The sequence below is a fragment of the Winogradskyella psychrotolerans RS-3 genome (genome assembly GCF_000427335.1).
GTDB classification, from domain to species: domain Bacteria; phylum Bacteroidota; class Bacteroidia; order Flavobacteriales; family Flavobacteriaceae; genus Winogradskyella; species Winogradskyella psychrotolerans.
In genome coordinates, this window is the sequence record NZ_ATMR01000042.1 from 38,771 (window position 1) to 64,415 (window position 25,645).

A 25,645-nucleotide genomic window follows, 5' to 3' on the forward strand; every position below is an offset into this window, starting at 1 on the left:
ACTTTTAAAAGCTTATAGGCTTACAATTTGTATTTTATTGTAGTTTTAACTACAATTTTTAAATGTTGAAGAAAACACTACTTTTTATTGTATTGCTACTAGGCTTGCATTTTTTGTGCGCCCAAGAACCTGTGTCTATTCATCTTACTGAAAAAGATGGCTTACCAGATATTGAATTTTACGGGGTTTTAGAAGACAGTAAAGGATTTATTTGGTTGGCTTCAGAGAGTGGTTTGTATCGTTATGATGGCAAAGCGTATACCCAATATACTAACGCAGAAAAAAGAGGCCTATCTGTTTTTGGACTTTTTGAAGATACACAAGGCCGTATATGGTGTACTAATATTTCAGGACAGTTCTTTTATGTTGAAAACAACCAACTCATTACCTTTATAGATTTAAAAGAGGAATTAAAAGGGCAGTTAGGGAATTATAGAATACGAGACAACAAACTTTTAATTACAACAAGTCGTTCGTTATATGTTATTGATTTAATTACCAAGAAGATTCTTTTAAGAGAACTTTATGGAAATGGTGGGGCAAGATTGATGCCTCTAGATACGGGCTACATGTTGATTAGTTTTGATGCTGTAAAAATATTCAATAATGATTTTAAGGAGACCAATCAGTTTGTGCTTAATATTCACTATCGTGATATTAAAGGTATGATTACAGGACAAGGTCAAGTTTTTAAACTAAATGAGATTTTATTTTTTTCTCAACAATTTAAGCATAAAAACATGTTCAGAAGTATCAACCTAAATACAGGCACTGCGGATGCTACAATAGGATTAGAACTTCTGAAAAATAAAAGAATCATTGCTATAAAGGTCATAGAGAGTAATTTGTGGGTGTTAACCAATACCGGAATTTATATTTATGAAAATGATAAAAATGAATTCACACTTAAAAACCAAATATTAGAAGATGAAATCGTTACTGACGTTATCATTGATAAAGATCAAAATTTTTGGGTGTCCACACTTACTAATGGTGTTCATCTAATACCGAATATAGAGGTTGTAAAACATAAATTGCCTGAAAACAGCGATGATATTATGGCTATCGATAAGGTGAATGATTCGCTTGTGTTTTTTGGTTCTAAAAGTGGAGTCGTAGGGTTTTTAAACGTTGATGCTTCTACTTATAAAGCATCTTCTAACCTGGGTAATAAAGTCTCTGCAATACAGTATAATTCTAATATTGGATATAGTTATGTAAGTATCGACGATGGTGCTTATTTTGTAAATAACAAGACATTAGAAACCATAAAAAAACATGAATTTCTTGGTGTGAAAAGTTTTTCTCGTGTTAATGAAACGATGACACTTTTTGGAACGTACATCAGATTGGCTTTTATGGATAATAAAGCAGAATCAGTAAAGACATTTTCTAAAAATAAGCGCATCTATACAACTTATTATAATGAAAATAGTAATACTATTTTTGTTGGCTATGTAGATGATTTATTAGTTTTAGATAACGATTTTAAAGCAACCACAATACGCTATAATGACAAAGAGATTTTAGCTATTTCTATTACGGAAACTGCAGATGGCATCGTTTGGGTGGGAACGTTTAAAAATGGAATTTTTGCAATAAGGGATAATCAAGTTATTGCGCATTACACTACAGAAGAAGGCTTGTTGTCTGATCAGATTAAATATTTAAAGGCTGATGAAAATTCGGTTTGGATAGCGACACCAAAAGGTTTGCAAGTATTTAATACGGATAACAAAGATTTTAAAAATTTAACTAAGACAGATGGTCTTTTATCTTATAAAATTTCAGGAATCGAAGTCTTAAAGAACCGCGTGGTATTGTCTTCAAATAAGGGCATTTTTTCTTTTGATAAAGAGAAGGTATTTAAAACGACGTCACAACCCGAAATTTATTTTAACGACATAAAGATTAATGAAGAATCGACTGATCTAGGAACGGATTATGATTTAGATTATAATCAGAATTCAGTACAATTTAGTTTTAATGTCAATGGTATTTTATACAATATAAATAAAACGTATCAATACCGTTTAGTTGGTTATAATAGTAATTGGATTACTACAGATTTAGGTGTGAATACCGTAAAATATAGTAGTCTACCAGTGGGTAAATATACGTTTCAGGTAAGGCCAACATCAATTATTGACGGGACTGACGCTAACCTTAAAAGTATTAAATTGAATATCAAATTGCCATATTGGAAAAAGTGGTGGTTTATTTTAGCCTACAGTTTATCTTTTGTAGGTCTCATTATTTTGTATTACAAAAGGAAATTAAAAAAGAAGGAAATAGCGAAAGAATTAGAGATTAGACAACTCTCTTTAGATAATGAGTTAATCGCTTTAAAGCTAGAAAATTTACGCTCGCAGATGAATCCGCATTTTATATTCAATGCGTTAAATTCGATACAAGAATATATTGTTTTAAACCAAAAAATATTAGCAACTATATATTTGGGAAAGTTCGCAGATTTAATAAGAACTTACTTAAACCATAGCACCAAGGGGAAGATTACCTTACAAGAAGAAATTGATTGTTTGGAAATGTATTTAGAATTAGAGAAGTTACGTTTTGAGGATAAATTACATTATAGCATTTCAACATCTGGCAGTTTAAAGCCAGACGAAGCTAATATTCCTACCATGCTTATTCAACCCTATGTAGAAAATGCTCTAAAACATGGATTGTTACATCGTAAAATAGATCGGAATTTAAAAATCAATTTCTTTATAAATGATGAATCAAAAACAGTACGATGTATTATTGTAGATAATGGTGTTGGTAGAGCACAAGCTGAAAAATTTAAATCGAGAAGTCGTAAAAGTCATCCGTCTTTTGCTACTAAAGCTACTCAAGATCGATTAGCATTATTAAACTACGGAAAGGAAAAACAAGTTGGTGTCATTATTACCGATCTGTTTGATAAAGATATACCTGTAGGTACGCAAGTTGATATTACAATCCCATACACTACAGATTAATCATTAAACATGCTCTAATAAAATAAACACATATGAAAGTAGTAATTATAGACGACGAACCTAAAGCAAGAAAATTGCTTAAGATACTAATAGAGGAGAATTGCCAAAAAGTGACTACTGTTTTTACCGCTGAAGATTTGTTAAGTGGAGTCCAAATTATAAAAGCTGAACAACCACAAATTGTATTTTTAGATATTGAAATGCCAGAGCATTCGGGTTTAGAAATTTTTGATTTTTTGGAGGAAACACATCGTAATTTCGAAATTATATTTACAACGGCTTATAGCGAATACGCTATTAAGGCTTTTGAACTTTCGGCTGTAGATTATTTATTAAAACCACTGCGATTAGATAAGCTTAGTGATGCAATTGATAAAGCGATTATTAACATAGGGAAATCTCATATTAACATCAAATTAGATGAGCTTCAGAAAAGTTTAAAATCGTCTAATTTTAAAAAAATAGCACTTCCAGTTGCAGATGGTATCAAGTTTGTGAATTTTGATGATATCATCCTATTAAAGGCAGATGGTATGTACACCAAAGTTCATGTGCAAGATGCTTCAGAGCTGTTAATCAGTAAGCCATTAAAACATTTTGAAGAATTATTAGATACTATTCCTATGTTTTACAGACCACATCGTTCGTACTTAATCAACTTAAAGTATATTAAAGAATATTATAAAAAAGATGGCGGTTATATTATAATGGATAACGATGAAACGGTTTCTGTCTCAAAAGATAAAAAGGAAGAGTTTTTAACCATTGTTCAAAATATAGGGTAGTTTGCTTTAGAAGTCCAAAGTGGTGTTTGAGAAGTTCATTGTCATTTTTAGTAGGTTGGATTAAGATATTTGGTCTTATAAACTTTAAAATTCTTAACCTATTATGAAAACAAAATTACTTTTATTACTCGCAGTATTTAGCTTTTTAAATATGCAAGCACAACAATGCACCACAAGCTTTAATCAGGGAACTGGTAGTCTTAGTCCTAACTACAGTTGTGGTCAGGGTTTTATAGCTCAATGTGATGGGGCTTTAGAATATGTGCAATTCTTAGCCGCATCTGCAGGTACAATTCCAGCTGGAACCTTAAAGATATTTTCTGGAAATCAGGTAAGCGGTTCACCAATATACACGCAATCACATCCTGCAATTACAGTAAGTCAAGCTAACGATCCTATTAGAGTAGATATTACAGGTGTTGTAAATATGGTTAATAATGTCCAATATACTTTTGAAATTACCATAAACAACGTTGATATTTTATTTGATTTTGCTGGAGGTTATTCAGGTGGTACTTTTTTTCAAAGTGATAACGGGACAATAATTCCACAGCCTAATTTCGATTTAAATTTTGATGTTTCTATTGCTGAACCTTGTACAGTAAACATACCAGATGCCAATTTTAAGGCAGCATTAGTAGCACAACCGACTATAAACACAAACGGAAATACAGAAATTGAGTGTAGTGAAGCGACTGCTTTTACAGGGCAGATTTATTTATATAATGAATCAATTTCTGACTTAACAGGTATTGAAGCTTTTGTAAATGTCACAAATTTATATTGCGCATTTAATACATTAACAAGTTTAGATTTGTCTAATAATATAGCATTAGAAGAACTGTATTGTCACAGTAATGCTATAACAAATTTAGACCTTTCAGCTAATACAGCTTTATATAAACTAAATTGTTCTAGTAATGCATTAACGAGTTTAAATATTGCTAATGGAAACAATGCTTCGTTTACTGGCAGTAACGACTTTATTGCCTCTAACAATCCTAACTTAACTTGTATTCAAATAGACGCAGGTTTTACACCGCCAACAACTTGGCAAAAAGATGCAACAGCAAGTTATAGTGACGATTGCGCAGCATTAAGTGTAGATGATTTTAATATAAATTCAATCTCATTACACCCAAACCCAACAACTTCAATCTTAAATATAGAAATGAACCAAGAGTTTAAACAAGCAACCATCTATTCCGTTTTAGGAAAAGAAGTCTTAAAAACGCAGCATAAAAACATTGATGTGTCTGGTTTAACAAAAGGCTTATTTTTAATTAAAATAGAAGACGAAAACGGAAACGTTTTAACCAAGCGTTTTATCAAACAATAATACATAGTTTTGTTTTTATTAGAAATCTCGTAAGTGTAAAGCTTACGAGATTTTTTTTGCTTTAGAAGTTGAAAATGGTGTTTCAGAAGTTAAGTTGGATTTGTAGTAGGCTGGTTTAAGATATTTGGTCTTATAAACTTTAAAATTCTTAACCTATGAAAACAAAATTACTTTTATTATTGATGTTAATTTCAACATTAAGTTATGCGCAAACAAGAATTGCATCAGGTAGCGGAGACGCAAGAGGTGTCACAGTAGTGGATGATTATGTCTATACCACGAGTAATGCTAATCTTTTAAGAGCTAATAAAAATCAAGTTGGGACAAATAATTTCGAAACTGTGGCTACAGGGTTCACTAGTAATGGTATAAGTTATAATGGCTATAATCTTTGGAGTCTAAACCAGAATATTTATGTGCCAGGTTATGGTATTAGATCGGCTTATGTTGGAGGTACAATACCAACAAGCTCTTATGAAGCATTAAATACCTCAGGAACTGTGTCTACAGTTTACATTTATAATAATGAATTATATTTTACATCTACAAATCCTAATAATAATTCGCTACACGAATTACGTAAAGCTACAGGTGTTAACTCGAGTGTATTTGTTGCTTCATTGCCAGTAAGTCATCAATATATAGCAGATGTTACTAATGAAGGGGCAATTATGTATTTTACATATACTGGTACAGGCAGCAGTAATGGAGCTATCTATAAAATAGACTTAGCAGCAGCGGCACCAATGGCTCAATTGGTGAAAAGTGGTTTGCCAAAACCATGGGGAATTCATTTTGTAAATGATTATCTGTATTTTATTAGCAGTGCAAGTACAGGATATATTCGTAAAATTCATAAATCGGGTACAGGAGTAGTTTCGTACATAGGTCAATCGATCAATAATCCAAGAGGTATAGATATTGATGGTGAAGATATTTATATCGCTGTGGTTGGAACACTACCAGGTATTTATAAATATACAGACACTAATTTGGCACCTTGTACTGTAAATATCCCAGATGCCAACTTTAAATCTTATTTAGTTGGAAACACTGCTATAAACACCAATGGTGATGCAGAAATACAATGTAGTGAGGCAAGTGCTTTTACGGGAGCCATAAATGTTGGCAACCTATCTATTTCAGATTTAACAGGAATTGAGGCGTTTACGAACTTAACTCAATTATACTGTTATAATAATAATTTAACAAGTTTGGATGTATCACAAAATACGGCTTTGATAAATTTAGAATGTTATACTAATCAATTAAGCAGTTTAAATGTATCACAAAATACGGCTTTAACAAGACTTTCGATTAGTAGTAATATGTTTACAAGTTTAGATGTTTCTGCAAACACTGACTTAGAATATTTAGATTGTGAAGCCAATCAACTAAGTGCTTTGGATGTTTCTACGAATACAGCTTTAACACAGTTATATTGTAGTTATAATCAACTCACCAGTTTAGACGTTTTAGCAAATACGGCCTTAGGAGTGTTGCAGTGTAGTAATAATCAACTAAGCAATATAAATGTTTCAGCAAATACAGCTTTACAAGGACTAGGCTGTAGTTATAATCAGCTCATAAGTTTAGATGTTTCAGCAAATACGGCTTTACAAGGACTAGATTGTAGTAATAATCAACTAAGTAGTCTAGATATAGCTAATGGATACAATCCGAATTTAGTTCAATTTAATGCACTTAACAACCTAGATTTAACCTGTATTCAAATAGATGCAGGCTTCACGCCAACATCAGGATGGCAAAAAGAGCCAACAGCAAGTTATAGTGACGATTGTGCAGCATTATTAAGCATAGATGATTTTCATCTAAATTCAATCTCATTACATCCAAACCCAACAACTTCAATGTTAAATATAGAAATGACTAAAAGCATAAAACAAGCAACTGTCTATTCTATGTTAGGTAAAGAAGTATTAAAAACTCAAAATAAACAGTTAAATGTTTCTAGCTTAAAAAATGGTGTATTCTTAATTAAAATTGATGACGAAAACGGAAATGTTTCAATCAAACGTTTTATCAAACAATAATACATAATTTTGTTTTTTTAGAAATCTCGTAAGTGTTATGCTTACGAGATTTTTTGTTTAGAAGTTGAAATTAGCATTTCAGAAACTCACAGCAATTTTTTGAAGCTTTATAGTAGATATTTGTTTTCATAAATTTTAAAAGACAACTTATTATGAAAACAAAATTACTGTTAGCACTGCTTTTTGTAAGCAGTATCGCTTTTGCGCAAACACCTATTGATGAAGCTTTACATTATTCTTTTACAGGAGGAAGTTTGGTAAATGAGGCAAACCCAGGAACAGGTAATTTAATTCAAACAGGAAGTGCAGCTGCTTTTGTAACGGATAGTTATGGAACAGCCGGGAATGCTATTGAATTAAACGGAGATCAATTTACGGGAGGAACTGTAACTTCTACTGATTTAACATTAAGTTTTTGGTTAAAACCAAATTCAGTAACTAGTACAGAGCGTATTATTCAAATGTATGATGGGGCTAATGGTTTTAGGTTAGAGCTTTCATCAGGTAATGTACTCACTTGGTCAGGAAGTTTATACAACTCTAGTGGAGGGCAATCAAATGATTCGAAAAGTGCTGTTGTAAATAATCTATATGATGGATCTTGGCATCATATTCTTTTGAAAGGTACTAGTCATCCTGTTCAAGATTGGAGAAGTATTCATGTGTATATTGATGGTGTTTTAAATAATACACTAACAGGAAATGTTGTTTTACAGAGTAATATAACAAGTTTTTTAGGCAATGGGGTATTGACTATTTCACCTTCATCTGTAGCTAATTATAAAAAATCTATTGATGATATTAAAGTCTTTAATAGAGCTTTAAGTGATACTGAAATTACAGCACTATATAATTTATGTGAAAATTGCTACGCTATAGATACAAGTATTATAGGAGATGGTACACTAACAACAAGTCCAGCGCCATCGTCATCTTACGGTACATATACTTCTGGAACAACAGTAACTTTAACTGCGACTTCAAATACTGGTTCTATTTTTAATGTATGGACCGGAGATGCTACGGGAAGCACAAGTACAACAACCGTTTTAATGAATGATGATAAGAATGTTACTGCTAATTTTATATTGTCTTCATTGACTCATGCCTATGTAGATAAAAATGCAACGGGTAACAATAATGGTTCTACTTGGGCAAATGCATTTGTTAGTTTACACGATGCCCTTATTTCGGGAGCAACCAATATTTGGATCGCCAAAGGAACTTATAAACCAGATGCTTCAGATAGAAATGTTAGTTTTAATGTAATTGCAAATATTTATGGAGGTTTTGCGGGTACAGAAAATACTCTAGCCGATAGAGATATAAGCCTAATACATACAACAAATGAAACCATTTTAAGTGGCGATTTAAATAACGATGATGCTGCTACAGTTGCTTTTAGTGATGCTACAAGAGATGATAATAGTTATCATGTAGTAGAAGTCACTCAAGAAGATTTGATTATAGATGGTTTAATCATACAAGATGGTTATGCAAATGCTACAAGTGGCGATGATCGTTTTGGAGCAGGTATTTTTAAAACAGCAAGCATCGCAAATTTCACTTTAAAGAATAGTATTATAAAAAATAATGTGGCGTATACAGGGGCAGGTTTGTCGATGACAACTACAGCAGCTCTATCTACTTTAAGTATTGATGCTTGTACCATTGAAAATAATTTGGCAAATGCAGGAGCAGGCGGTGACTTTCATCATGGTTCAGGTAATGGAGCTGTTATGAATGTTAATATAACGAATACCTTATTTAAAGGTAATAAAACCGCTGATGATGTTGCTAATGCTAGAGACGGGGTTGGAGCAGCAGCAGTAAGAATAAGAGCTTATTGGTCCATGCTACTTTATGCAGACTTAGTAAATAACACATTTGTAAACAATAGCAGCTTAGGTAGTGAATGGAGTTCAGATTATTCAGTTGTAGGAATTTCCAAGAGAACAGGGATCTTTGAAGACTTTAATATAGCAAATAATATTTTCTGGGGCAACACAGCAAATGGTGGAGTAACAAGCCCTGCAATAGGTAGAACTAGTTCTACGTATACAAGATTAACCGTAAGTAGTAATAGAGTAATAACACATAATACAGATGAAAATAATTTTTCACTTATTTCAGGAACTACTAATACAAGTTCTTCAAACCCTAATTTGAATGCTAACTTTGAATTAACGGCAGGCTCATCTGCAATCGACACAGGAGATAATAGTTATGTTACTACCTCTCTAGATTTGTTAGGAAATCAACGTATTTTAAATACCACGGTAGATAGGGGAGCTTATGAGTACGATTCTACTTTAGGGATTAATGATCTTGATTTTAATGAAAACCACATTAAACTCTATCCAAACCCAACAAGTTTAATGTTAAATATAGAAATGGATCAAGCGTTTAAGCAAGCCTTTATCTATTCTGTTTTAGGAAACGAAGTCTTAAAGACGCAACATACCACTATTGATGTGTCTGGTTTATCTCAAGGCTTGTTTTTAATTAAAATTGAAGATGAAAACGGAAATATTTCAACCAAACGTTTTATCAAACAATAAAATACATAGTTTTTTAGAAATCACGTAAGTGTAAGGCTTACGTGATTTTTTTTGTTTAGAAGTTGAAATTATTGGTTCAGAAACCGATAGGCAAAACCAACGACAGCATCATAGATATTTGTGGTATAAATCTAAAAAAACAACTTATTATGAAAACAATTTTAACTTACTTTATTATAGCATTTACATCATCTGTACTTTTTTCTCAAAATGAAATACCTACAGAAGCCATTAACGGAACTTACCATTTATTAGAAGCCGAAAAGGGAATAGGCAATAAGCCAACCAAATCTAAGCTTTTTCAATATGGAGAGTTTGCAGGCGATAAGGTATTAGCAATTGCGGCTTGTGCTCAATGTATGCCTGCAATTTATAAGTATCAAAAAGAAGAAAGTAAAGAATTAGGAATTCCTGTTTTTTATAACGATTACGGACTTTTTGTTATTACATATGATAACGAAAGTTTTGTTATGGTTAAAGCAGCAGATGCAGATAGCGAAGACTGGACAGATTTTAGTTATAGTAATTTTTATAGTAAAAATGAAGCAAAGATTATTGCTATGACACAACAAAAAATTAAAGCGTTTGTTGTAGCGGTTTCAGAATAAATTTCGAATTAATTCAAATTTTTAGAAGTTCTTATTTTTTAGAAGTCAAAAACGGCATTTCAGAAACTTACTTCATTTTTTAGCTCTGTCATATTCGATATTTGACACGATATAAACTTAAAATTTAACCTATTATGAAAAAAATAATGATAACGGTTGCTCTAATTTTTACAGCGACCATAGCGCAAGCTCAAAAAACCTTTTACGAAGCGCTTGAAGCTAATGGTGAGACAGCAACCTACGAAGGGTTTTCTGGTATATCTATAAATGACGATGGTACCATAGCTATTGTAAGTGGAAAACCAGCAGTAGCTATTACCGTAATAAAATTAGCAACCGGACAACCTGTGGGTTTTGAAGCTAAACCCGTTTCAGAAACTTATGGTGGTTTTGGAGCGTCTGAACTAGGCGATTATGATAGAGTAGATAGTTACCCAAATGTAATGACCATAAAAAACACTTACAAAAGAGGACTGGATGGTTATATGGTAATCGACGATTTATTATTTAAGATTAGTTACATACCAAGTGACGGTGTTCCAGAAGTGAAAAATGTCACTGCTGTATATGTTATGGTTAAAGATCGTAGCGAAGCAAAAGAAGACTCAGGAAAGAAGAAAAAGAAGAAAGGTGGTTTTTTAGGACGTATGAAAGCTAAGTTAGAAGCTACAGGACAATCACCAACCTATAAATATATACAAACGGTAAATATTGAAAAGATATTCAACGATTACGTCACGGCGATGAAAGCCAAACAAGCGAGTCCAATATCTACCCAGGATAATATAGATATTGCAAAAATTAAACGCGCAAGAGAAGCAGGAGACGAAGAAATAAAACGCTACAACGATTCTATAAAAGCTACGCCAGAGTATAAAGACTTGCAAAGAAGAATAAAACAGAATGAGGCAAACTATCAGGCATCAGAGTTAAAAAACACGGTAACACTTCGTAATAACTCGAATCATGAAATTTATATAGGTAGAGCTGGAAGTAGTAATCCAGGAACAAGAATTAGTGCTGGTGGAACAGCCAGATGGAGCTGTGATCAAGATGCTTATTTACAAAAAATAACGAAGTCTGGTGGAAGTAATGCTTATGATTCTACTAATGTACAAGTGTATCGCAAAAATTCGGGTTGTGGGAATACGGTTAACGTAAACTAATATTAGTAAAATTAGTTCTAAAATTTCGAAAAGTTAGACTAATTCATTTGAGTTTAACTTTTCTTTTTATTTAAGCATGAAGTATTTCAAACAATACAAATTAGAATTATTTCTTGTGCTATTCTACACGAGTCTAGGTACTTTTTTAATGTGGTTATTTTAATCTTATAATGCATGAATCAACACCAACAACCAACCGATTGCCAATAACAATCCACCAATCGGAGTCACAGGTCCTAAAAACCGAAGTTTTTTGCCTTTGGCATCCGATAAAATCAAACCGTAAATACTAAACGAGAATAATATAATACCAATTGTGAAGCACCAATACGTTGCTGAGGTAACGTTGGTAGCGCTTAGACCTAAAGTTAGCAAAACAATGGCATGATACATTTGATATTTTACGCCAACTTCAAAACTATGTAATTGATCTGTAGATAAGATTTTCTTTAAAGCATGGGCGCCAAAAGCACCAAAGATTACGGCTAGCATACCGAATAAAGCTCCAGTTGCAATTATAATATGTTGCGTCATTTTAGTATGTTATTTTATTTATAAACTACAGGAATAATTTCACCTTTCGCTAGGCAGTATTTTTCAATGTCTTCGTTAGAAAGTGAAGCCGTGTAATCCACTTCTTCAACTTTAAAACCTATAGAACGCAGCTTATCAAAATAATCACGACCATAAACACGAACATGATCGTATTGTCCAAAAATTTTAGCACGCTCATCTCTGTCTGTAATAGAATCGTCTTCAAAAGTCACCGCTCTATCTAATTCTTGTGGAATCTGAAAAATACCATACCCACCAGGTTTCATTACTCTGTATAATTCTTGCATGGCTTTAGTATCATCTGGGATATGCTCTAAAACATGATTACAAAGAATTACATCATAACTATTATCTTCAAAAGGAAGGTCGCAAATATCAGCCTTAACATCTGCAATAGGAGACAGTAAATCTGTAGTCGTATATTTTAAGTTTTTAAGACTTCTAAAACGTTTTAAAAAACATTGTTCAGGCGCAAAATGAAGTACACTTAATGCTGAACTTGATTCAGTATCTCTTGAAAAAAAATTAGTTTCTTTATTAAGGTATAACCACAATAATCTATGACGTTCTAAACTTAATGTAGATGGTGATAATACATTATTTCTTTGGTTACCGTAACCATAAGGTAAAAACGTTTTAAAGCTTTTGTTGTCAATGGGATCCGTGAATGTATCTCCTTTTAAAAAGAAAGCTAATATTGGGCGTGCCACGTAGCTTAATCTTATGAGTAAAGGTCTTGGTATGGTGTTTAATATAAGTTTAAAAAGTTTTTTCATAGTGTTACTCAGAGATACACAAAGACACACAGAGTTTCGCGGAGTTCTTACTGGATTGTGTTTATGAATTTTTTTATTCCGTTTTTTAGAAGCTTAGTATTAAAGTTAAGTAATAGTCCTATTGGGTAATCCCCTAATTTCATGTAAGTCAATATTTGAGCGGTATGAACATCTGTAAATTTCTCAACAGTTTTTAGTTCAATAACTATTTTGTTTTCTACTAATATATCAATTCTGTAACCGTGATCTAACGTGATGTCTTTATAAATAATTGGTCTTGAAACTTCTTTTTGAACTGAATAGCCTAATACTTTTAATTCATAAAACAAACAGTCCTGATAAGCGGATTCTAATAGGCCTGGGCCAAGTTCTTTATGCACTTCTATAGCTGCTCCAATAATATTTTCCGTAATTTTATCGTAAACCATAATATCAAAATTATACTCAAAACGCTCCGTGAATCTCCGTGAAAACTCTAAGTATCTCTGAGAAATAACTATTTAGTGATAGTAAGAAACAATACCGTTACTTAATTCAGAAAATAAAAATAATATTTACGCTTCTATTTGACTAGAAATTAAATCATAAATACCATCCCAAAGTGCAATTCTATGTTGTAAAGCGGCTTTGGCAACGTCTAAAGCCTCATTCCATTTTTGTTTATCATTACCACATAATTCCTCTATCATTTTTAATGAAAGTGGGCCGTGTTCATCACCATCTAATTCAATATGACGCTTTAAATAATAGGTTAGCTTACTATAGGTATTGTCGCTGGTTTTAGACTGATTAATAATTTGAAAAAACATATCAGGTATTACATCTTCACGACCAAAAGTAAAAGCCGAGGCAATTTTGTGCGATTCATTTGTTGCAATTACCTTAAATGTAAAATCTACAAATTTTAATGTTTCAGCATTCAAAGTTACTTTTTCTGCTGCAATAGAAACAGAATCAATATTTTGAATATGATTAACAAAACTTTCAATTTGCGAAGTGCTTGCTCCAATTTGGTGCATCGCATCTAAATACATTTCATAATGACTTTTAGGTTCACCAAACTCATTAATATCACTTTCTTCACCAAGAACAATCTCGTTAATAAAACGAGCCGTCGATGGATTTTTAACAGGAGTCCAAGGCACTCTAGTGTTCGTTAATTGATTTTGAAGCGCTTTTAATAAAGACATAAAATCCCAAACGGCAAACACATGTTGCTCCATAAAAGTTTTTATATCATCAATAGATGATAAAGCACTATATAATTTATGAGCGTTGAGTTCTGCTCTTAAAGAGCTTAATTCATTCTCTAAGTGTGCAATGGTCATAACTGTATATAATTAGAGTACTAATGCGTTTTGTCTAAAAGGTTCTTCTTCTTTGGTTACAATTCCTAAAGCTTCATGTACATAGGCAAACGTAGAAAGTATTTCTGGCTTACCGTCAACAATAGCAACATCGTGTTCAAAATGTACACTTGGTTTTCCGTCTTGTGTTACAATCGTCCAACCATCACTCAATTGTTTTACTTTATGCGTTCCTAAGTTGATCATAGGCTCAATGGCAACCACCATACCTTCAATAAATTTTTTGCCACGGCCACGTTTTCCGTAATTAGGCATTTCAGGATCTTCATGCATTTTTCTTCCTAAACCATGACCAACTAATTCTCTAACCACACCATAGCCTTCTGCTTCGGTAAATTGTTGAATTGCAAAACCTACATCGCCAACGCGATTGCCAATTTTTAATTGTTCAATACCTTTATAAAGTGATTCTTTAGTAATCTGAATGAGTTTCTTAGTCTCTTCTGCAACATTTCCAATTTCAAAAGTATAAGCATGATCGCCATAAAAGCCATTCATAAATGAACCACAATCTATTGAGACAATGTCACCATCCTGTAATGGAATGTCTGTTGGTAAACCATGAACTACAGCTTCATTAACACTACAAAGCAGCGTTGAGGGACAATCATAAAGGCCTTTAAAGCCAGGTAAAGCACCATGATCCCGAATGAATTCTTCAGCGATAGCATCTAAATGATTCGTGGTTACACCTTCTTTGGTTTCTTTAGCCAACATACCTAAGGTTTTAGATACGATGAGCGCACTTTGACGCATTAATTCAATCTCTTCTGCTGTTTTTACTATAATCATGATTCAAAATATTGAGCGGCAAAGATAGGGAATTATAACAATTCTTAAGTATTTCTAAAACATGATATATAACAGTTTAAAAATAAGTTTTCTATTATATGTTTGCAGAATTAAATGGTATAACTATGTATAGAATTGTTTCCGCAGAAGAGGCTTTAAAAGTTGTGAAGTCTAATGATCGTGTCTATATTCAAGCAGCAGCTGCGGCACCACAAGTACTTGTTAAGGCGTTATCGGCAAGACATGAAGAACTTCGTAATGTTGAGGTTTGTCAGTTGCATACCGAAGGAGTTGCTCCTTATGCTAATCCGGAATTGAAAGACAGCTTCCATGTTAATTCTTTTTTCTTGGAAAAAATGTAAGACATACCATAAAAGCGGGTAATGGATCTTATACTCCTGTTTTTTTAAGTGAATTACCGCGTCTTTTTCAGCAACGCATTTTAGAACTTGATGTGGTTTTAATTCATGTTTCTGTTCCAGATCGTCATGGGTATTGTTCTTTAGGTGTTTCTGTTGAGGCTATTTTGGCTGCTATAGATAATGCTAAGACTGTGATTGCTCAAGTAAATCCGCAAATGCCAAGAACGCATGGCGCAGGAATTATTCATAGTTCAGAAATCGATTATTTTGTAGAATCGAATGAAGAATTGCCAGTACATCTCATGGCTGAACCTAATGCTATAGAACTTAAAATAGGAGAATACGTTGCCAGTTTAATAGAGGATAGAAGTACACTTCAAATGGGAATTGGTTCTATTCCTAACGCCGTTTTAACACAGTTAACGAATCACAAAGATTTAGGTTTACATACGGAGATGTTTTCGGATGGAGTTATAGATTTAATTCTTAATAATGTTATAAACGGTAACTATAAAAAGATTAATCGTGGACGAGCGCTTTCTACTTTTGTAATGGGTTCTAAACGCTTGTATGATTATGTAGATGATAACCCGTTTGTAGAAATGCGCGCTTCAAATTACACAAATAACGCAGCATATATTAAACAGAATCCTAAGATGGTTGCCATCAATTCTGCAATTGAGGTTGATGTAACAGGTCAAGTATGTGCAGATTCTATAGGTTCTGGTATGTATTCTGGTGTTGGTGGACAAATGGATTTTATTAGAGGAGCATCATTAAGTGATGGAGGTAAAGCTATTATTGCCTTACCATCAGTAACTAAAAATGGAATCAGTAGAATTGTTCCTGTTTTAAAACCAGGTGCAGGAGTTGTAACAACGAGAGCGCATGTACATTATGTCGTTACGGAGTACGGGATTGCGAATCTATATGGTAAAACAATTAAAAACAGAGTTAAAGCTTTAGTCAATATAGCACATCCAGATCACAGTGAGGAAATTGAGAAATCTTATTTTAATTTAATAAACTAGAAGATTAACTGAAATTGCCACCACTTTTTATTAGCAGTAGGAATTTTAGGTTCTTCATTGGTGATAATTTGATAAACTTCGCCCCAACCGAGAATACCTCCGATGTTTCTATCATCAATAAAAAGATCGGCATGAATTTTTCGACTTCTACTGTAATCGTATTTTTCTTCAGGAAAACTAGCATTTACGGCATAGAATTCAATGCCATTATCTTTACAGAAATCAACAGCCTCTTGTAGTTTTGCACCATTTCTATAGGTCCAAAGAATTAATCGATGACCATCTTCTTGAAGCTTTTTTAAGGTTTCAAAAGCAAAGATGCGCGTTTTTCCAATTTTAGGATAGGCATCTTCTACAATGGTGCCATCGAAATCTACGGCCACTATTAATCTATTTTGAAAATTCATGCTATTTATTATAATCTAGGGCAAAGTTACACTATTAAGAAATTTATACAAGACTTTCTCTAGTCATTGCTTTAGGCTGAGGTACACCAATTAATTTTAAAATGGTTGGAGCTATATCGCCTAAAACACCGTCTTTAATGTTTTTTAAATCTTTGTCTATTAATATAATTGGAACAGGATTAGTTGTATGAGCTGTGTTTGGACTGCCATCAGGATTTATCATCGTTTCGCAGTTACCATGATCAGCAATTAAAATAGTGGTATAATCATTCTCTAAGGCTGTAGTTACAACTTCTTTAACGCATTTGTCAACATGTTCACAAGCTTCTATCGCTGCTTGCATAACTCCTGTATGACCAACCATATCACCATTGGCAAAATTTAGACATACAAAATCAACCTCTCCTTTTTTAAGTTCAGGAATAAGCGCTTCTGTTAATTCATAAACACTCATTTCTGGTTTTAAATCATAGGTCGCTACTTTTGGTGAGTTTCTTAAAATTCGAGTTTCTCCTTCAAATGGTTTTTCTTGTCCACCTGAAAAGAAAAATGTAACATGAGGATACTTCTCTGTCTCAGCAATACGAATTTGCTTTTTATGATGTTTTTCTAGGACTTCACCTAAGGTTTCTGTAAGGTTATCTTTGTTGAAAACAACATTAATTCCTTTAAAGGTGTTATCGTAATTAGTAATAGTCACATAATTAAGATTCATTTTGTGCATGTTATACTCATGAAAATCTTTTTGTGTCAATGCTTCTGTCAGTTGTCTTCCACGATCGGTTCTAAAGTTGAAAAAGATTACAACATCATCTTCCTTAATAGTTGCCACAGGTTGGTTATCATTACCTGTTACAATTAAAGGTTTTATAAATTCGTCTGTAATGTCGTTTTCGTAATTGTCTTGAATCGATTGTAATACATCTTTGGTTTTTTCTCCTTCACCATTTACTAACGCATCATAAACAATCTTCACACGTTCCCAACGCTTATCTCTATCCATGGCATAATAACGACCAGATACGGTTGCTAGTTTTCCTGAGGTTTTTTCTAAGTGATCTTCTAATTTAGAAATAAAACCAAATCCAGATTTTGGATCTACATCTCTACCATCTGTAAATGCATGTACAAAGACGTTTTTTAGTCCGTAATCATGTGTGGCGTTTAAGAGTCCGAAAAGATGATTAATATGAGAATGCACTCCACCATCACTCACTAAGCCTAGTAGGTGTACGTTTTTATTATTGACTTTAGCGTATTCGAAAGCGGTTTTTAAAACAGGCTCTTCTCTAAGGGTATTATTTTCTACAGCAAGGTTAATTTTTACTAAATCTTGATATACAATTCGTCCAGCACCCAAGTTCATGTGTCCAACTTCACTATTTCCCATTTGTCCTTCTGGTAAACCAACGTGTAAACCGTCAGTTCTTAAACTGGCACTTGGGTATTTAGTGTAAAGTGAATCTATAAATGGAGTGTTTGCGTTGTCTATAGCAGAGACTTTAGGATCGGGTGATTTTCCCCAACCATCTAAAATCATTAAAATAACCTTTTTATTCATGTGAAATATTTTGAGTATCAAAGATAATACATACAACGCTACAACAAATCTGTATGTTAAAAAAATTTGACATGTTAACTCTATTTTAAGTCTTTCTAATTAGTTCGTAAAGATCTCTTTACGTTTTGTGATGATATTAACATATTTATTTTCAAAGCGTTAAAGAAATGTTATAAAATATTTTTTGGTGTAACACTTCAAGCAATATGTCGTCTATTTAGTATAATCAAAAAACAATCAATTAAATTTAAAATCTTTCATCATGAAAAAATCAGTAATCGTTTTAGCCTTAGCATTAGGCTTCACAATTTCAAACGTAAATGCATCTAATGACATTTTAACTTCGGGCTTAAATGAGGTCATTGTAAAAACTGTTGAGGTCAGTCCTTTATGTAAGGCCGTTGCTACAGGTGACTTAGACGAAGTTAATAAGCTTATAAAAGCAGGTGTAGATGTCAATGCAAAGTCTAATGGAATGATGCCAATTCACTACGCAGCAAAATATAATCGTGTAGAAATTATTAAAGCATTAATCACTGCGGGTTCAAAAATTCACCAATCTTGTGATATGGGCTATACAGCAGTAAGACATGCACAAAAATCTAATGCGAAAGAAGCAGAGATGTTTCTTAAACGTTTTAAAAACAAAGATGTCTAGGAGTAGACAATTATTTGAGTTAGTTAGTTGAAAAAAGCGTCCAAAGGACGCTTTTTTGTTTCTATAACTGATTTGTTTTCCACTTTTTAATTATTGCATATGAATAGGGTCTGAAACTATTTTAAAAAGCCTAAATCGGTATTAGTGGCAATTTCATAAGGCTCCTTATTGTGTTGAAAAATCCGAGCTTTTAAAGTTCCTTTTAACGTAAGTTTGTCTCCTTCAACAGCAATCCAGCTTCCTTCTCGTAAACCAATAACAGGTTGATTATTATAGGCATGAAATTCTTTAATTCGAGTTTCTCTCGTTTCACCCATATGCGTACTACCTTCCATAGGATCTAAATAATGCGGATTGATATTAAAAGGTACTAATCCTAAAGTTTTAAAACTCGGAGGATATACAATTGGCATATCATTAGTGGTATTCATCGTTAAACCACAAATATTACTACCTGCACTTGTACCTAAATAGGGTGTTCCGTTTTTAACGGCTTCTTTTATAGGTAGTAATACTTTATTTCTATAAAGCTGTGAAACCAGTACAAACGTATTACCTCCGCCAACAAAAATACCTTGTGCGTTTTTAACGGCTTCTTCTGCATTTTCAAATTGGTGAATGCCTTTTACTGTTTTTCCAATGGTATTAAAAGCTTTAGAAACTATACTTGTGTAATCATCATGCGAAATTCCACCTGGCCTGGCATAAGGAATAAATAGAATTTCATTTACAGATTTAAAATGACCTTGAAGTTCATCTAATAAATAGTCTAAATAACCACTGCCATGGATTGTAGAAGTACTTGCAATAATAATTGATTTCAAAATAGTAATATTTTAATTATACAGTTTTACAAAGAACGTTAATCTTTATGAATTCTTCTATTTTCTAATTTAACAAACATTTACTAGTCAATTCCTATGAGAATTGAAGAATATACCCGAAATTTAGTACAAGAAATAAAATCGTGAAATGAGCATGTTAAAATTGTTTTCAGTTAAGGAAATGATTAATCGCTAACAGCATGTGACAATAATAAAAAAATAGTTAAAACATATGAAAAAAATACTACTCTTAATATTCGGAATTGCTACTTTAACTGCTTTTAGTCAAGATGTTGAAAGGGTTGCCGTAAACGGTAGAATCGTCGTGTCAACCGAAGATAAAGAAGGCGTTGCTGTTTATAATTCGTCTTCAAATAAAGGAACATATACAGACGAAGAGGGAAATTTTGAAATAAAAGTAGCACTCAATGATGTTGTAGAATTTGGGGCGCTTCAATTTAAAGATTTTAACGTTGTAATTACAGACAAGATTATATTGTCTAAACGTTTAACGGTTATTCTTGTTGAAGAAGTCAATAAATTAGATGAAGTGGTGTTACTTCCATTTGACCTAACGGGCAACTTGGGAGCCGATCTAGAAAGCGTTAGAACCTATAACGTAAGCTTAGACGCCGTTTATTTTGGTTTAGATAATATTGAGGATTTTGAATTCTCTGCAGATTATAAGACCAAAGCAGATAATTTGGCTTTTAACGAATACAATCCGCATATGGGAGATATGGTGGATTTGGTTAATGTAGCAGGATTTTTAATTAAAAACGTGGTTGATTTTAGTAAAATCAAATTTAAAAGTAAGAAAGATGTTATGTTAGAAAAAACACCTTTTAAGAAAGCTTTAGATACCTATAGTATAAATTATATTCACAATAATTTTGATATACCTTTAGATCAGGTAGAGTCATTTATTGATTATGCAGATAAAGAAGGCATAGATGATAGCTTATTTGAAGAAAATAAGGAAATGCTACTTTTAGAACGTATTTCTCAGTTAAGTAAAGCGTTTTTAAAAGATACTGTTGAAAAAGAGTAAAATTCTATATGTTTTCACTGCCTTTTTAAGTGTGGTTTTTGTTAATGCACAGCGGAGCGATTTAAACGGTAAGTTAATTGCTAACGATGAGGTCGAAGGACTTCATATTCAAAACAAAACTGCAGCAAAATATACCATTTCTAATGAAGATGGAAGTTTTGTGATTCTTGCTAAAGCTCTAGATACTTTGGTGATTTCTGGAGTAAAATATCAAACACAAGAGGTTGTTATTTCTGAAACTGTAATGAGTTTAGGTGAGTTATACGTTCAAATGATTGAGAGTGTAAACAAGTTAAATGAAGTCATTGTCGGTAAAATCTTAACCGGAAGCTTAGAATCCGATCTTCAAAATCTTAAAGTTAAACCCGAAATTAATTTCTACGATCTCGGAATACCAGGTTATAAAGGAAAACAACTTACCCAAAATGAACGAAAATTATACGATGCAGATGGTGGATCTTGGGGTAGTGTAGGTTTGGGGTTTAGTGTTAATTTCTTTAAAGTGTTAAATACCATTAGTGGTCGAACAAAAAAGTTAAAAGCTATTGTAGAACTAGACGATCGTAGTGCATGTATAGATCACATGAAAAATAACTATGAAAATTATATTTTTGAAAATGATTCTTTAGCTGAAAATCTACGTGCTGAGTATTTTCTATTTTGTCAAGAAGACGATGAATTCTTAACATTATGCAATAAAAATGATGATATAACAATGCTAGAATTTTTACAAACAAAGCTAAAAGTATATCAAGAAAATAGAAAATCGGTAACTAAAGACTAACTTTGGAATGCGTTTTCTAAACGCATAATACAACCCAAAAATAAAACATGAAATTACGATACTTTTTAATCCTTCTTTTTACACTTCCATTTTTAATCTCCAATTCTAATTCACACGAATATTACGTCAGTGTAACAGAAGTGGAATATGCTAAAGAGCAAAAGTCACTTCAAATTATAAGTCAGATTTTTATTGATGATTTTGAAACTTTATTACGAAAACGATATGATGAAAGCATAACACTTAATAGTGAAGATGAATCAGAATCAGTAGAAACCTACATGAATAGGTATGTAACTGATAAATTGAAAATTAAAGTCAATGGTGCTGAGGTAAATTTTAAATTTATAGGAAAGGAATACAAAGACGATATTACGTACTGCTATTTAGAAGTAGAAAATGTTGCAAATATTAAATCTATCGCGATTACCAATCAAGTTTTATTCGATGTGTTTTCAGACCAACAAAATATTGTTAGATTAAAACTTTTAGGTAAAAACAAGAGCTTTTTATTGGTGCCAGAGAATGATACTTGCGTGTTAAATTTTAAGTAATACAATATCAAAGCCATTATAAATTCATACTTTAGTCACCACTTTAACAACAAAAATCTTTTATGAAAATCTTTAAATTTTTCCTATGTGCTCTTCTTTTTACGTCGTTTAGCACATACGCTCAAGATGACGCAAAGGCAGAACGCCAACAGGGTCATACTAATGAAAACAAATTCAAGCAGTTGTACGAAGAGTTTTCTACTCCTAACGTTTTTAGAACCGGTTCTGGAGCTCCGGGACCTGGATATTATCAGCAGCAGGCAGATTACAAAATGGATATTGAAATTGATGATGTCAATGCAAAATTGCATGGTGACGAGACGATTACGTATACCAATAATTCGCCAGATGACTTAAGGTATCTTTGGGTGCAATTGGATCAGAATATGCGTGCAAGAGATTCTAAAACACCACTTATTAGTAGTTCTGGTATTTCTCCTGCTACAGTATCTTCTAGAGCTGTAAACTCGTATTTAAAAGAATCTTTTGATGGTGGTTTTAATATAGAGCATGTTAAGGATGTTAATGGTAAGGATTTGCCTCATACTATAAACCGCACAATGATGCGCGTAGAGTTGCCAAAGGTTTTAAAATCTGGTGAGAAATTTTCGTTCAAGATAAAATGGTGGTACAATATTAATGACCATGTAAAGGATGGTGGACGTTCAGGATATGAGTATTTTGAAGAAAACGATAACCGTATTTATGTAATGGCTCAGTTCTATCCACGTATGGCTGTTTATAATGATGTAGAAGGTTGGCAAAATTCTCAATTTTGGGGACGTGATGAGTTTGCGTTACCATTTGGTAATTTTGATGTGAACATTACTGTGCCTGCAGATCATATATTAGATGGTACAGGGCATTTAGTAAATCGAGAAGAGGTATTTACTAAAGATATGATGAAGCGTTTTAATAAGGCTAAAAAATCTTACGATGAACCTGTAATGATTGTAACACAAGCAGAAGCAGAAGTTACAGAGAAATCTAAAAGTAAAATAAAAAAACATGGAAACTGTCTGCTCAGATGGTTCGTGATTTTGGTTTTGCAACCTCTCGTAAATTTTTATGGGATATGATGGCTGTGAAATTAGGAGAAAAAGACGTAATGGCGGTGTCCTTATATTCTAAAGAAGGAAATCCACTTTGGGAGCAATGGTCAACAAAGTCTGTTGCGAGTACTTTAAGAACATACTCAAGAATGACATTTGATTACCCTTACCATAAAGCAATCTCAGTACATGCACCAATGGGTATGGAGTACCCAATGATTTGTTTTAATTTTGGTCGTCCTGATAAAGAAGGAAATTATTCAGATAGAACAAAATATGGAATGATTGGAGTTATTATTCATGAGGTTGGGCATAACTGGTTCCCAATGATTGTAAATAGTGATGAACGCCAATGGACATGGATGGATGAAGGTTTAAATACATTTACACAATATGTTGCGGAACAAGATTTTGGAAAATGGTATCCTGGTGCATTATCACCTAATGATAAAGCATTTCCATCACGACGAGGCCCTGCTAAAAACATCGTAAGGTATATGGGAGGAGATCAAGACTATATTGCGCCTATAATGACCAAAGGTTTAAATACATACCAATTTGGAAATAATGCTTACAGTAAGCCAGCTACAGCCTTAAATATTTTAAGAGAAACGGTAATGGGACGAGACCTATTTGATTATTCATTTAAAGAATACGCAAACCGTTGGAAATTTAAACACCCAACTCCAGAAGACTTCTTTCGTACAATGGAAGATGCATCTGCGGTAGATTTAGATTGGTTTTGGAGAGGTTGGTTCTATACCACAGATTATACAGATATTGGTATAAAAGAAGTAAAGCGTTTTGCAGTAACAGGAACTCCAAATGAAAATGGAAAACGATTAGCTGAACGTTATAATAGAGATCCTAAAAGCTTAGTATATTTTATTGAAGAAGGTGCTGAAGGGTATGAAGATGCTATAAAAACAAATGCATCAATAGACGATTTACCTACAGTAAAAGAATATATCATGGATAATTTTACGCCAAAAGAACAGAAGGAAATGAAAATTGCTCCGAAGTATTTTTATCAAATTACATTTGATAAGCCAGGTGGATTGGTGATGCCGCTAATCGTAAAATTTACGTATGCAGATGGTACCACTTCTAGAGAAACTTATCCTGCGCAAGTTTGGAGACTGAATGATAAAGAAGTTACGAAGGCTATTGCTAGCGACAAGGAAATTGTATCAATTCAAGTCGATCCAGATTTAGAAACTGCAGATGTTGATACAACGAATAATACTTGGCCTAAAGAAGTTAAAGAAAGTGATTTCGATAAATTTAAGGAAGCCGTAAAGGATTAGTAATTAGTTTGTTATATAATTTAGCCGACTTTATTTAAAGTCGGCTTTTTTTATTTTTAATTTGAAGTGGTATAATCCACAAACTCACTATATATTTGCATCGTGATACATCAACTTATAATATTGTTTATCGGAGCTGCCGAAATAATGGTAATACTATTAATAGTGGTATTAGTATTTGGTGCAGATAAATTACCTGAAATCGCACGTGGTTTAGGTAAAGGTATGCGTCAATTAAAAGATGCAACTAACGATATAAAGCACGAAGTGACTAAAAGTGCTAAGGAAAGTAACATTATAGATACAGACGTAACTAAAAATGTTACCGATGAATTGAAAAAAGTAAAAGACGATCTTGAAGACTTTACAGGATCATTAAAACGCAACAAGTAATTGCGTATTTCTTAAAATTACACTTCCCTTTTTGAAACAACCATAAATTCTGATACCAATTAGTGCATTTTATTTAATATATTTAGAGAGTTAATAATCGTCTAAATTTTATTATATGAAAAAAATGTACACCTTGGTAGTGCTTCTAATAGCGATTACCATAGTATCTTGTTCTAAAGATACTGTTAATGAAACTGAAGCAGAAAGCGCTGAGTTCTCTGAGAATCCTTTAACTATTGAACAAATTAATCAAAGAATTAGCGAGAGTATTAGAACTACAGGAGATTTTGATTGGAATAATGAAAATGCACACTTTTTATGGAGCGCCTTAATGCATGGGCAAAATGTGCTGACTGTAGGTTACGGAAATGAAGGTCAGAGTTTTGGTGAAGCAGGAGATGCCGATCTTCAAAATAAAAAAAGAGTTTACTCGCTACTATTCTTACTGAAGAAAAAGTTTCTAAAGCAGACTTTAAACTTAAAGAAGATGATATTCTAACTGTTTTTGATGCAGAAGTAACTAAACTTGAAACCATTATTGCTTTAAGAGAAAGCGCTAATGTTAGGTATTTAGAGCCAAATGGTTATAATCATTATACTGGTGAGGTTCAAGAAAAATCGAGCTCAGGATGTGATACGAGTGGAGATTCTATTAGTTCAGCACATTATTCAAC

General features: G+C 32.8%; 21 protein-coding genes and 2 pseudogenes. 15 read left to right on the forward strand and 8 right to left on the reverse strand.

Going from position 1 to position 25,645, the window contains the following annotated elements:
* Window positions 1-65 precede the first annotated feature (65 nt).
* From ADIWIN_RS03690 to ADIWIN_RS03720, 7 genes are all read left to right on the forward strand, one after another.
* A complete protein-coding gene (locus tag ADIWIN_RS03690; protein WP_235046997.1) occupies window positions 66-2,984 on the forward strand; it encodes a sensor histidine kinase in 2,919 nt (972 codons plus the stop codon).
* Between the two features lie 32 nt (window positions 2,985-3,016).
* Complete coding sequence (locus ADIWIN_RS03695) at window positions 3,017-3,769, forward strand: LytR/AlgR family response regulator transcription factor (RefSeq protein WP_020895322.1); 753 nt, start codon at window positions 3,017-3,019, stop codon at window positions 3,767-3,769.
* A 103-nt stretch (window positions 3,770-3,872) separates the two neighbouring features.
* Entirely contained in the window at window positions 3,873-5,108 is a 1,236-nt protein-coding gene (locus ADIWIN_RS03700) for a T9SS type A sorting domain-containing protein (RefSeq protein WP_020895323.1), read from the forward strand.
* A 155-nt stretch (window positions 5,109-5,263) separates the two neighbouring features.
* On the forward strand, window positions 5,264-7,162 hold the full coding sequence (locus ADIWIN_RS19355) for a T9SS type A sorting domain-containing protein (protein ID WP_020895324.1): 1,899 nt from the start codon (window positions 5,264-5,266) through the stop codon (window positions 7,160-7,162).
* 152 nt (window positions 7,163-7,314) lie between these two features.
* Entirely contained in the window at window positions 7,315-9,723 is a 2,409-nt protein-coding gene (locus ADIWIN_RS03710) for a LamG-like jellyroll fold domain-containing protein (RefSeq protein ID WP_020895325.1), read from the forward strand.
* 149 nt (window positions 9,724-9,872) lie between these two features.
* A complete protein-coding gene (locus ADIWIN_RS03715) occupies window positions 9,873-10,331 on the forward strand; it encodes a hypothetical protein (protein WP_040756469.1) in 459 nt (152 codons plus the stop codon).
* A 134-nt stretch (window positions 10,332-10,465) separates the two neighbouring features.
* Window positions 10,466-11,497 carry a hypothetical protein gene (locus ADIWIN_RS03720; RefSeq protein WP_020895327.1) on the forward strand — a complete coding sequence of 344 codons (1,032 nt, stop codon included), beginning with the start codon at window positions 10,466-10,468 and terminating at the stop codon, window positions 11,495-11,497.
* A gap of 165 nt (window positions 11,498-11,662) precedes the next feature.
* On the opposite strand, the gene ADIWIN_RS03725 is transcribed toward ADIWIN_RS03720, so the two are convergent.
* From ADIWIN_RS03725 to map, 5 genes are all read right to left on the reverse strand, one after another.
* Window positions 11,663-12,031 (reverse strand): DUF423 domain-containing protein, encoded by a 369-nt coding sequence (locus ADIWIN_RS03725; protein WP_020895328.1) that lies wholly within the window; start codon window positions 12,029-12,031, stop codon window positions 11,663-11,665.
* 14 nt (window positions 12,032-12,045) lie between these two features.
* The gene (locus ADIWIN_RS03730; protein WP_020895329.1) at window positions 12,046-12,828 is read right to left on the reverse strand and encodes a class I SAM-dependent methyltransferase; all 783 of its coding nucleotides are present in this window, start codon (window positions 12,826-12,828) and stop codon (window positions 12,046-12,048) included.
* Window positions 12,829-12,875: 47 nt separating this feature from the next.
* Window positions 12,876-13,256 (reverse strand): GxxExxY protein, encoded by a 381-nt coding sequence (locus ADIWIN_RS03735; protein WP_020895330.1) that lies wholly within the window; start codon window positions 13,254-13,256, stop codon window positions 12,876-12,878.
* 126 nt (window positions 13,257-13,382) lie between these two features.
* A complete protein-coding gene (locus ADIWIN_RS03740; RefSeq protein ID WP_020895331.1) occupies window positions 13,383-14,156 on the reverse strand; it encodes a DUF3050 domain-containing protein in 774 nt (257 codons plus the stop codon).
* Between the two features lie 12 nt (window positions 14,157-14,168).
* Entirely contained in the window at window positions 14,169-14,987 is an 819-nt protein-coding gene (map, locus tag ADIWIN_RS03745; RefSeq protein WP_020895332.1) for a type I methionyl aminopeptidase, read from the reverse strand.
* Window positions 14,988-15,112: 125 nt separating this feature from the next.
* On the opposite strand from map, the pseudogene ADIWIN_RS03750 reads away from it, so the two are divergent.
* Window positions 15,113-16,380 (forward strand): annotated as a pseudogene (locus tag ADIWIN_RS03750) (acetyl-CoA hydrolase/transferase family protein).
* Here ADIWIN_RS03750 and ADIWIN_RS03755 read toward each other — a convergent pair.
* On the reverse strand, window positions 16,377-16,787 hold the full coding sequence (locus ADIWIN_RS03755; protein WP_020895335.1) for a BT0820 family HAD-type phosphatase: 411 nt from the start codon (window positions 16,785-16,787) through the stop codon (window positions 16,377-16,379). The pseudogene ADIWIN_RS03750 and the gene ADIWIN_RS03755 sit on opposite strands and share 4 nt — an antisense overlap.
* Window positions 16,788-16,830: 43 nt before the next feature.
* Complete coding sequence (gene gpmI / locus ADIWIN_RS03760) at window positions 16,831-18,348, reverse strand: 2,3-bisphosphoglycerate-independent phosphoglycerate mutase (protein WP_040756470.1); 1,518 nt, start codon at window positions 18,346-18,348, stop codon at window positions 16,831-16,833.
* A 262-nt stretch (window positions 18,349-18,610) separates the two neighbouring features.
* On the opposite strand from gpmI, the gene ADIWIN_RS03765 reads away from it, so the two are divergent.
* Entirely contained in the window at window positions 18,611-19,006 is a 396-nt protein-coding gene (locus tag ADIWIN_RS03765) for an ankyrin repeat domain-containing protein (RefSeq protein ID WP_020895337.1), read from the forward strand.
* Between the two features lie 116 nt (window positions 19,007-19,122).
* On the opposite strand, the gene pepE is transcribed toward ADIWIN_RS03765, so the two are convergent.
* Complete coding sequence (gene pepE, locus ADIWIN_RS03770) at window positions 19,123-19,830, reverse strand: dipeptidase PepE (RefSeq protein WP_020895338.1); 708 nt, start codon at window positions 19,828-19,830, stop codon at window positions 19,123-19,125.
* Between the two features lie 232 nt (window positions 19,831-20,062).
* Between pepE and ADIWIN_RS19360 the strand changes: the two genes are divergently transcribed.
* The 6 genes and pseudogenes from ADIWIN_RS19360 (at window position 20,063) to ADIWIN_RS21160 (ending at window position 25,470) form a co-directional block, all read left to right on the forward strand.
* Window positions 20,063-20,881 carry a peptidase associated/transthyretin-like domain-containing protein gene (locus tag ADIWIN_RS19360; protein ID WP_020895339.1) on the forward strand — a complete coding sequence of 273 codons (819 nt, stop codon included), beginning with the start codon at window positions 20,063-20,065 and terminating at the stop codon, window positions 20,879-20,881.
* The gene (locus tag ADIWIN_RS03780) at window positions 20,868-21,665 is read left to right on the forward strand and encodes a peptidase associated/transthyretin-like domain-containing protein (RefSeq protein WP_020895340.1); all 798 of its coding nucleotides are present in this window, start codon (window positions 20,868-20,870) and stop codon (window positions 21,663-21,665) included. Before ADIWIN_RS19360 ends, ADIWIN_RS03780 begins: the two co-directional genes overlap by 14 nt.
* A gap of 47 nt (window positions 21,666-21,712) precedes the next feature.
* Window positions 21,713-22,219 (forward strand): DUF6702 family protein, encoded by a 507-nt coding sequence (locus ADIWIN_RS03785; protein ID WP_040756472.1) that lies wholly within the window; start codon window positions 21,713-21,715, stop codon window positions 22,217-22,219.
* 62 nt (window positions 22,220-22,281) lie between these two features.
* A pseudogene (locus ADIWIN_RS03790) lies at window positions 22,282-24,578 on the forward strand (M1 family metallopeptidase).
* A gap of 117 nt (window positions 24,579-24,695) precedes the next feature.
* The gene (locus ADIWIN_RS03795) at window positions 24,696-24,971 is read left to right on the forward strand and encodes a Sec-independent protein translocase subunit TatA/TatB (RefSeq protein WP_200859784.1); all 276 of its coding nucleotides are present in this window, start codon (window positions 24,696-24,698) and stop codon (window positions 24,969-24,971) included.
* Window positions 24,972-25,086: 115 nt separating this feature from the next.
* The gene (locus ADIWIN_RS21160) at window positions 25,087-25,470 is read left to right on the forward strand and encodes a hypothetical protein (protein WP_051155397.1); all 384 of its coding nucleotides are present in this window, start codon (window positions 25,087-25,089) and stop codon (window positions 25,468-25,470) included.
* The last annotated feature ends 175 nt before the right edge of the window (window positions 25,471-25,645 follow it).

Bases quoted from the DNA above. Each gene is read 5' to 3' on its own strand.
- ADIWIN_RS03695 (WP_020895322.1), top strand. From the start codon at position 3,017: ATGAAAGTAGTAATTATAGACGACGAACCTAAAGCAAGAAAATTGCTT.
- ADIWIN_RS03700 (WP_020895323.1), top strand. From the start codon at position 3,873: ATGAAAACAAAATTACTTTTATTACTCGCAGTATTTAGCTTTTTAAAT.
- ADIWIN_RS19355 (WP_020895324.1), top strand. From the start codon at position 5,264: ATGAAAACAAAATTACTTTTATTATTGATGTTAATTTCAACATTAAGT.
- ADIWIN_RS03710 (WP_020895325.1), top strand. From the start codon at position 7,315: ATGAAAACAAAATTACTGTTAGCACTGCTTTTTGTAAGCAGTATCGCT.
- ADIWIN_RS03715 (WP_040756469.1), top strand. From the start codon at position 9,873: ATGAAAACAATTTTAACTTACTTTATTATAGCATTTACATCATCTGTA.
- ADIWIN_RS03720 (WP_020895327.1), top strand. From the start codon at position 10,466: ATGAAAAAAATAATGATAACGGTTGCTCTAATTTTTACAGCGACCATA.
- ADIWIN_RS03725 (WP_020895328.1), bottom strand. From the start codon at position 12,031: ATGACGCAACATATTATAATTGCAACTGGAGCTTTATTCGGTATGCTA.
- ADIWIN_RS03730 (WP_020895329.1), bottom strand. From the start codon at position 12,828: ATGAAAAAACTTTTTAAACTTATATTAAACACCATACCAAGACCTTTA.
- ADIWIN_RS03735 (WP_020895330.1), bottom strand. From the start codon at position 13,256: ATGGTTTACGATAAAATTACGGAAAATATTATTGGAGCAGCTATAGAA.
- ADIWIN_RS03740 (WP_020895331.1), bottom strand. From the start codon at position 14,156: ATGACCATTGCACACTTAGAGAATGAATTAAGCTCTTTAAGAGCAGAA.
- map (WP_020895332.1), bottom strand. From the start codon at position 14,987: ATGATTATAGTAAAAACAGCAGAAGAGATTGAATTAATGCGTCAAAGT.
- ADIWIN_RS03755 (WP_020895335.1), bottom strand. From the start codon at position 16,787: ATGAATTTTCAAAATAGATTAATAGTGGCCGTAGATTTCGATGGCACC.
- gpmI (WP_040756470.1), bottom strand. From the start codon at position 18,348: ATGAATAAAAAGGTTATTTTAATGATTTTAGATGGTTGGGGAAAATCA.
- ADIWIN_RS03765 (WP_020895337.1), top strand. From the start codon at position 18,611: ATGAAAAAATCAGTAATCGTTTTAGCCTTAGCATTAGGCTTCACAATT.
- ADIWIN_RS19360 (WP_020895339.1), top strand. From the start codon at position 20,063: ATGAAAAAAATACTACTCTTAATATTCGGAATTGCTACTTTAACTGCT.
- ADIWIN_RS03785 (WP_040756472.1), top strand. From the start codon at position 21,713: ATGAAATTACGATACTTTTTAATCCTTCTTTTTACACTTCCATTTTTA.
- ADIWIN_RS21160 (WP_051155397.1), top strand. From the start codon at position 25,087: ATGAAAAAAATGTACACCTTGGTAGTGCTTCTAATAGCGATTACCATA.